Raw genomic sequence first — 6979 nt, 5'->3', positions numbered from 1 at the left:
AAGATGTTAAATGCTTGCATTTAACATCTACCGATAGAGGATTAACGCAGTTAATCGCTCGAAAGGTCAGCATGTTATGCCTTGTTCTAGCATCCGGGTGAAGCTCTGAATCTGCATCTTGAAATAGTTTGGGTATATGTAAAAATTAACGGGGATCTTTTCATGCTAAAAAGAGATCGCAAACTATTTATCGCTTTGCTAATTATTGTCGCCATTGCTGTGCTTTTTATTTATATCAAACGCCCGCAGCCGATTTCGGTCGTGGTGCAGGAAGTAAGTACAGGCGAGGTGCTTGCAACTGTTACCAATACCCGTGCAGGTACGCTCAAGGCTTGTCAACGTGCGCGTCTTTCTCCCTCTATCGGCGGTCAGATTGAAAACCTGCCGGTTAAAGAAGGGGATCGGGTCAAGGCGGGACAACTGCTGCTGGAAATATGGAATGATGATCTGCAGGCACAAGTCACACTGGCAGAATATGAAAGCCAGAGGAGCATCGCACTGGCGCATGAAGCTTGTATTCTTGCTGACGTGGCCAAACGTGAAGCGCACCGCCTGCGCACCTTGCGCAAAAAAGAGATGGTTTCAGAAGAGAGTGTCGATAAGGCGGAGAGTGAAGCACAGGCAAAATTGGCCGCTTGCGCTGCCGCTAATGCATCAATCAAGGCCAGTCGGTCAAGAATTGATGTGGCGCAAACAGCACTGGCCCGGACCCGATTAACGGCCCCTTTTCCTGGACGCATTGCTGAAGTTAATGGTGAACTGGGAGAATTTCTTACCCCCTCTCCAATTGGCGTTGCTACCTTGCCAGCTATTGATCTGATCGATTACACCTGTCTTTATGTCTCCGCTCCTATTGATGAAGTTGATGCGCCACTGATTAGGCCAAAAATGGCGGCACGAATTTCACTGGATGCGTTTGCCGGGAAAACGTTTGACGGAACAGTGCGACGCGTTGCGGCCTATGTGCTGGATCTTGAAAAACAGTCGCGCACGGTTGAAATAGAAGTTGAATTTAACAATGTCGACCATACCGACAATATGCTGCCCGGTTACAGTGCTGATGCACAAGTGATTCTGGATAGCCGTGATAATGTATTACGCATTCCCACTGCGGCATTGTTTGAAGGTAATAAAGTGCTTATTTTGAACGATGATGGCCTGCTGGTGCAGCGGAAGATTAAAATAGGGATAAGCAACTGGAGTTATACTGAAGTGACTGACGGCCTTGACGCGGGAGAAAAGCTGGTGATTTCAATTGAACGAAAAGGCGTTGAAGAGGGGGCCCGCGCCGTTATTGAGAATGCGCATGATTGAATTAATCAATATTGGTCGTGACTTTCTTGTCGGCGAGCAGACGGTACATGCGCTCGATGATATTAACCTGTCGATTGACGCGGGTGAATATATTTCCATTATGGGGCCTTCCGGTTCAGGAAAATCAACTCTGCTGAATTTACTCGGCTTGCTTGATAGTGCGACGTCAGGCACTTATTTATTAAACCAGCAGGATGTCACCGTCTTGCCTGATGATCGGCAGGCTGCAACCAGAAGTAAAACCATCGGCTTTGTTTTTCAGGCTTTTCATCTGATTCCGCGCTTGACTGCGGCAGAAAATATAGCGCTGCCTTTACTACTTGCGGGCACAGTACCTGAGCTGCGTCTGTCACTTGTTAGTAAAGCGGTCAGTGAGATGGGCCTAACCGATCGTGCTCATCATACGCCCGATCAACTTTCAGGCGGGCAGCGACAGCGTGTTGCGATCGCCCGCGCAACCATTATGCAACCGAAAATATTACTGGCAGATGAACCGACGGGTAATCTCGACCAGAAATCGGGTCAGGACGTTATTGATATTCTTGAACAACTAAACCTGCAGGGGATCACTGTCATTATCGTGACCCATGATGTCAATATAGGGCAACGGGCAACGCGGCAAATAAAAATGGTTGATGGCCGAATCGAATCAGATCAAAGGTCATCTAAAACAGGCGCAGCTAATGAAAACATCGATTAGTGACATTATACGTTTCTCCTGGTCTGCTTTAATTGGCTACCCAACCCGGACACTCTTAATGTTACTGGCGATGTCTATCGGTGTGGCTTCCGTGATTATGCTAACGGCTTTGGGGGAAGGGGCCAGGCGCTATGTGAGCAATGAATTTAGTTCATTGGGAACCAATCTTGTAATTGTATTTCCCGGCTATTCGGAAACATCGGGGCTTAATCCCATGGCGATGGTGGGCGCTACTCCTCGGGATCTGACGCTTGATGATGCACAGGTATTAACCCGAAACAGCAATATCAGGCGTATAGCACCTATCAATATAGGTTCCATTAATGCCAGTTTTCAGGGGCGTTCACGGGAAGTGGCGATCATTGGCAGTAGTGCTGAGCTTTTAAATATTCGCCATTGGCAACTGGCGCAGGGGCAATTCTTACCCGCCGCAGACCTGGACAGAGCGACGCCCGTGTGTGTTCTCGGCCGTAAAATACGTGATGAGTTATTCGCTGGGCAAACGGCAGTCGGTCAATGGATTCGTCTGGGAGACAGGCGTTTTCGAGTGGTAGGTATTATGGCTTCGGAAGGTCGTTCTATTGGTGTGGATGTTCAGGATACCATTATGATTCCGGTGGCATCCGCGCAGCAATTGTTTAATACCCCTTCACTGTTTCGTATTCTCGTGGAAGTTAAAACCCGATCTGCGATTGAATCGGTCAAAAAATCCACCATTGAAATACTAAAAGAACGCCATCAGGGTAAACGGGATGTGACTGTGGTAACCCAAGATGCGGTACTGGCAACATTTGATCGTATATTAGGTGCATTGACTTATGCTATCGGCGGCATTGCGGCAATCAGCCTCGCGGTCGCCGGTATTTTAATCATGAATGTAATGCTGGTCGCCGTCTCCCAACGCACCGCAGAAATTGGTTTACTTAAAGCATTGGGCGCGCCTCAGCAGCAGATAATCCGTATGATCTTATGTGAGGCGATTATGTTATCAGCATTGGGTGCACTTATTGGTCTAGTACTGGGTGAACTGGGCTGTTTTGCTATCAGACAGGCCTTTCCTGACCTACCTGCCTATGCACCACTCTGGGCTGTGACAACTGCAATTGCAGTCAGTCTCTTGGCCGGATTTATGTTCAGTTTACTGCCGGCGCGGCAAGCTGCGCGTCTTGATCCCGTTTTAGCGTTAACAGGTAAATAACCTATGTTGTTACGTGACCTACTTCATTTAACCAGCTCATCTCTGATTGCGCATCGTTTGCGAAGTTTTTTGTCTGTCTTGGGTATTGCTGTGGGGGTTGCGGCGGTTGTCTTGTTAACCTCTATCGGCGAAGGGGTACATCGGTTTGTGCTCGCCGAATTCACCCAATTTGGCACTAATTTAGTGGGCATAAATCCAGGCAAGGCCACTACAGGTGGTATTAGTATGGGGGTGTTTGGCAGTGAACGACCCTTAACAATAGAGGATGCGCAGGCACTTAAACGGCTACCTTATGCTCTGGCTGTCGTGGCGTTAGTGCAGGGGAATGCGGAAGTCGAGGCGGGCAATCGCAGTCGCCGAACTACAGTTTATGGGGCGGGTTCGCAGATGCCGGAAGCTTTTCAAATGGCCATAAAGTCAGGCCGCTTTCTGCCGGATGATGATCCCACCGCGCCGCGTGCTTTTGCCGTATTGGGCAGTAAACTTAAACAGGAACTGTTTAGCGATAAAAATCCGTTAGGGCAGCGCATTACAGTGGGTGGGCATCGTTTTCGTATTATTGGTGTGATGGAGTCAAAAGGTAATGTATTGGGCTTTGATATGGATGATACCATTTACATTCCAGCGGCCCGCGCCTTAAGTTTATTTGACCGTGACACTGTGCATGAAGTTGATCTGCTTTATGATGATAATAGTTCGGTGGAAACAGTGGTGGCGGGGATAAAAAAAATCCTTGCAGCCAGGCACGGTAAGGATGATGTCACTATTACCACGCAGCAGCAAATGCTTGAGGTACTGGGATCGGTATTAAATGTACTGACCTTTGCGGTTGGGGCGATTGGCGGTATTTCATTGTTAGTGGGAGCTATAGGTATCGTTACAATCATGACCATTGCCGTCAATGAACGCACCAGTGAAATCGGTTTAATTCGCGCATTAGGTGGTAAACGCTCTCAGGTGCTTAGCTTGTTTTTAGGCGAGGCCGTTATCCTTTCTGCCATTGGAGGGCTCGCAGGATTGGGGCTGGGCATCGGCATAGCGCAACTTCTGCATCTTAGTTTGCCAGATTTGCCCGTGCATACCTCATGGAACTTTGTCATTCTGGCCGAAGTGATTGCCATCAGTATTGGCCTGCTTGCCGGTGTTCTCCCTGCCCGCCGTGCCGCCCGACTCGACCCTGTCGAGGCTTTGCGTGCGGAATAGCTATTCCGCATCAAGTAGCAAAAACCCAGCAAATAAGTTGGTTTTAAGTAAGCAGAAATAAACAGATAAATGGTAAGTGTGTATGCACGATTAACTCTGGTTAGGTAAATAGTTGATCACATCACCTTATTAACTATACTTGACAATGATTTTGCTTGAGTTGTACTTAAAAAAACGTGCTGGCCTGTTTCCGTAATCTTGTGCGTCGTGACCATATATATTGGTTTATATGGGCAAGTTAACGATTCATTAAAGGACTCTTTTTGAAATATACCCATCTCTTTTTCATTCTAATTTCATTTGTTGTTTTGGAAACAAATGCAAGTGACCAAGTCGCCCCATTAACAGAAGTTAATGTGCAGTTAAAATGGCGGCATCAATTTCAATTTGCCGGTTATTATGCTGCCATAGAGCAAGGTTTTTATCAGAAAAGTGGTTTAAAAGTAAATTTATTAGAGCGAGAATTCGGGCCCACCCCTATTGATAAACTTATTTCAGGTACTGTCGATTATGCTATCGGTGGCGTTGGCGCATTAGTTTATAGAGTCAATGAAGTCCCCTTAGTTGCACTCGCGGCAACTTTTCAACATTCGCCCTCAATTCTTATTAGTCGATATCCATATATAAAGGAATTGAAAAATAAAAAAGTGATGCTTAGCAAAGGGATTATGAATGCTGAAATAACATCCATGTTACAAAAACAAGGCGTGTCTTTTACTGAACTTGAAATTGTACCTAGTAATCAATCAATAAAGGGGTTTATAGATGGCCAATATGACGCCTATAACGCCTATACAACAAATGAGATATATCAACTAGATGCAAAAAAAATTCCCTATTATACTTTTTCCCCAAGAAATTATGGGATTGATTTTTATGGTGATATTTTGTTAACGACGGAGAAAAAAGTAAAAACAGATATTGAGCAGGTAGAATTATTTAGAGCGGCAACCCTGAAGGGGTGGGCATATGCTATTGGGCATGTGGAAGAGATGGTAATGTTGATCCATGAAAAATATAACTCTCAAAATAAAACATCTAAACAGCTTTTTTATGAAGCCAATGCACTTATTAAATTAATTTACTCCGATATTGTACCTATTGGTTATATGAATGAGGAGCGCTGGCAAGAAATTGGTCAAATTCTTCAAAGCACAGGAGATATTAGAGTAGGTGAAGAAATTGACACGGAACGTTTTCTTTTTTCTAATTACATAGAAAATAGCTTCTTTAAGTTGCTTAGGCAAAATATTATAGAACTCATTGTTTTTGCCGTTTTTTTATCTTTCTCATTTTTACTTTTCCATAATTATCGCCTTAAATTATTGGTAAGAGAACGTACTAAACAACTTAACAAGGCCAGAGTACAAGCAGAGCATGATGCCCGAACTGATAACTTGACGGGATTAGCAAACCATCGCTCTTTTACAGAAATGATGACTCGTAACTTATCCTTGGCGAAAAGAAATCACTTAGAATTATCCATTATTCACATTGATATCGATTGGTTTAAAAAAATTAATGATCACTTTGGTCATGCTGCTGGTGATAAGGCGTTAATTACAGTGGCTGATATCTTAAAGCGTAATGTTCGCTTATCTGACACTGCTTCACGCACAGGGGGGGAAGAGTTTGTCATTATCTGTTTAGGTATTAATCAGGAAGAAAGTATTCATTTAGCAGAGCGAATAAGAGCTGAAGTAGAGATGCAACATTTTTCTTATCAAAAAAACATTTTTAAGTTAACTATTAGTTTAGGCGTCGCTTCTGTTGAAGGTGAAGAGACTATAGAACACCTCCTTAAAAAATCAGATGATGCTTTATACCGATCTAAAAAATTAGGCCGTAATCAAGTTCAGTACTAGTGCTGATTTATTGTTTGTAGCCTTTTTTTTAGTTTAATGCTTATTATACCCAAGCTAACTGAACCTGCATTTGCAGGTGGTTTGGGTATATATATTTACTGCGTGAATGTAAATAACCTTAGTATTTTTTTACTGATGCTTTAAAAGCCAGATTAAATTAACTATGCAACTTCAGTGTTGTCCTTTGATAAGAATGATCACCTGTTCAATGCAGTTACAGCAGGTTATTTTCTTTGTCTTCAAGTTTCCGACTTGGATAGTGGTACCACTTTTGATGATAATGAAGTTTGATTGTATTGCCAGTTCTTTAAGGGTTTCAAATTTCAACATGGGAACCTCCTGTGGCTTCTAAATTTGAACGTCAGTATTTTGTCGGTTGTTATAAATCGTGCATAGACTGTACCAATAATCTATAACTGGCTGACCCATGGGCAGTCAATAACCTGTCGAAAAGATGCTTTTTAGATACTTGAGGAGAGCCATCGCGGCGAGATAGATCGATACAAAATGCCTTAGCTCGGCAGGTTAGTGAACCGCCTAAACCCAGAATCATTGGCTTAGCTAATAAATATGGCGGATTGGAAGTTAGACAAATTCATAGCGTGCGAAAACAGCAAGCCTGCTTGGTTTAGAGAGTGAAATATGGAATTAGCGGGTGATTTTGTAAATATTAGTTGGACTCAAGCTTGAACAATTCAC

The 6979-nt window shown here is 43.9% G+C and carries 6 protein-coding genes; 5 read left to right on the top strand and 1 reads right to left on the bottom strand.

Annotation, left to right across the window (positions count from 1 at the left end):
• The first annotated feature begins 162 nt into the window (after window positions 1-162).
• The 5 genes from ACJAT7_RS16775 to ACJAT7_RS16755 all read left to right on the top strand — a co-directional run bounded on the left by ACJAT7_RS16775 (window position 163) and on the right by ACJAT7_RS16755 (window position 6280).
• Window positions 163-1314, top strand: coding sequence for an efflux RND transporter periplasmic adaptor subunit (locus tag ACJAT7_RS16775; protein ID WP_415227952.1), 1152 nt, complete (start codon window positions 163-165; stop codon window positions 1312-1314).
• Window positions 1307-2014, top strand: coding sequence for an ABC transporter ATP-binding protein (locus ACJAT7_RS16770; RefSeq protein ID WP_415227951.1), 708 nt, complete (start codon window positions 1307-1309; stop codon window positions 2012-2014). The genes ACJAT7_RS16775 and ACJAT7_RS16770 overlap by 8 nt, the downstream gene beginning before the upstream one ends.
• Window positions 1998-3212 carry an ABC transporter permease gene (locus ACJAT7_RS16765; protein WP_415227950.1) on the top strand — a complete coding sequence of 405 codons (1215 nt, stop codon included), beginning with the start codon at window positions 1998-2000 and terminating at the stop codon, window positions 3210-3212. Before ACJAT7_RS16770 ends, ACJAT7_RS16765 begins: the two co-directional genes overlap by 17 nt.
• A 3-nt stretch (window positions 3213-3215) precedes the next feature.
• Window positions 3216-4415, top strand: a complete 1200-nt coding sequence (locus tag ACJAT7_RS16760) for an ABC transporter permease (RefSeq protein WP_415227949.1) — start codon at window positions 3216-3218, stop codon at window positions 4413-4415.
• A gap of 356 nt (window positions 4416-4771) precedes the next feature.
• A complete protein-coding gene (locus ACJAT7_RS16755) occupies window positions 4772-6280 on the top strand; it encodes a diguanylate cyclase (protein ID WP_415227948.1) in 1509 nt (502 codons plus the stop codon).
• 171 nt (window positions 6281-6451) lie between these two features.
• Here the strand turns inward: ACJAT7_RS16755 and ACJAT7_RS16750 are convergent, their stop codons facing one another.
• Window positions 6452-6610 (bottom strand): hypothetical protein, encoded by a 159-nt coding sequence (locus tag ACJAT7_RS16750; RefSeq protein ID WP_415227947.1) that lies wholly within the window; start codon window positions 6608-6610, stop codon window positions 6452-6454.
• Window positions 6611-6979: the final 369 nt, after the last annotated feature.

The sequence above is a fragment of the Psychromonas sp. genome, assembly GCF_047632995.1.
GTDB lineage: Bacteria > Pseudomonadota > Gammaproteobacteria > Enterobacterales > Psychromonadaceae > Psychromonas.
This window is presented reverse-complemented; position numbering and strand designations above follow the sequence as displayed.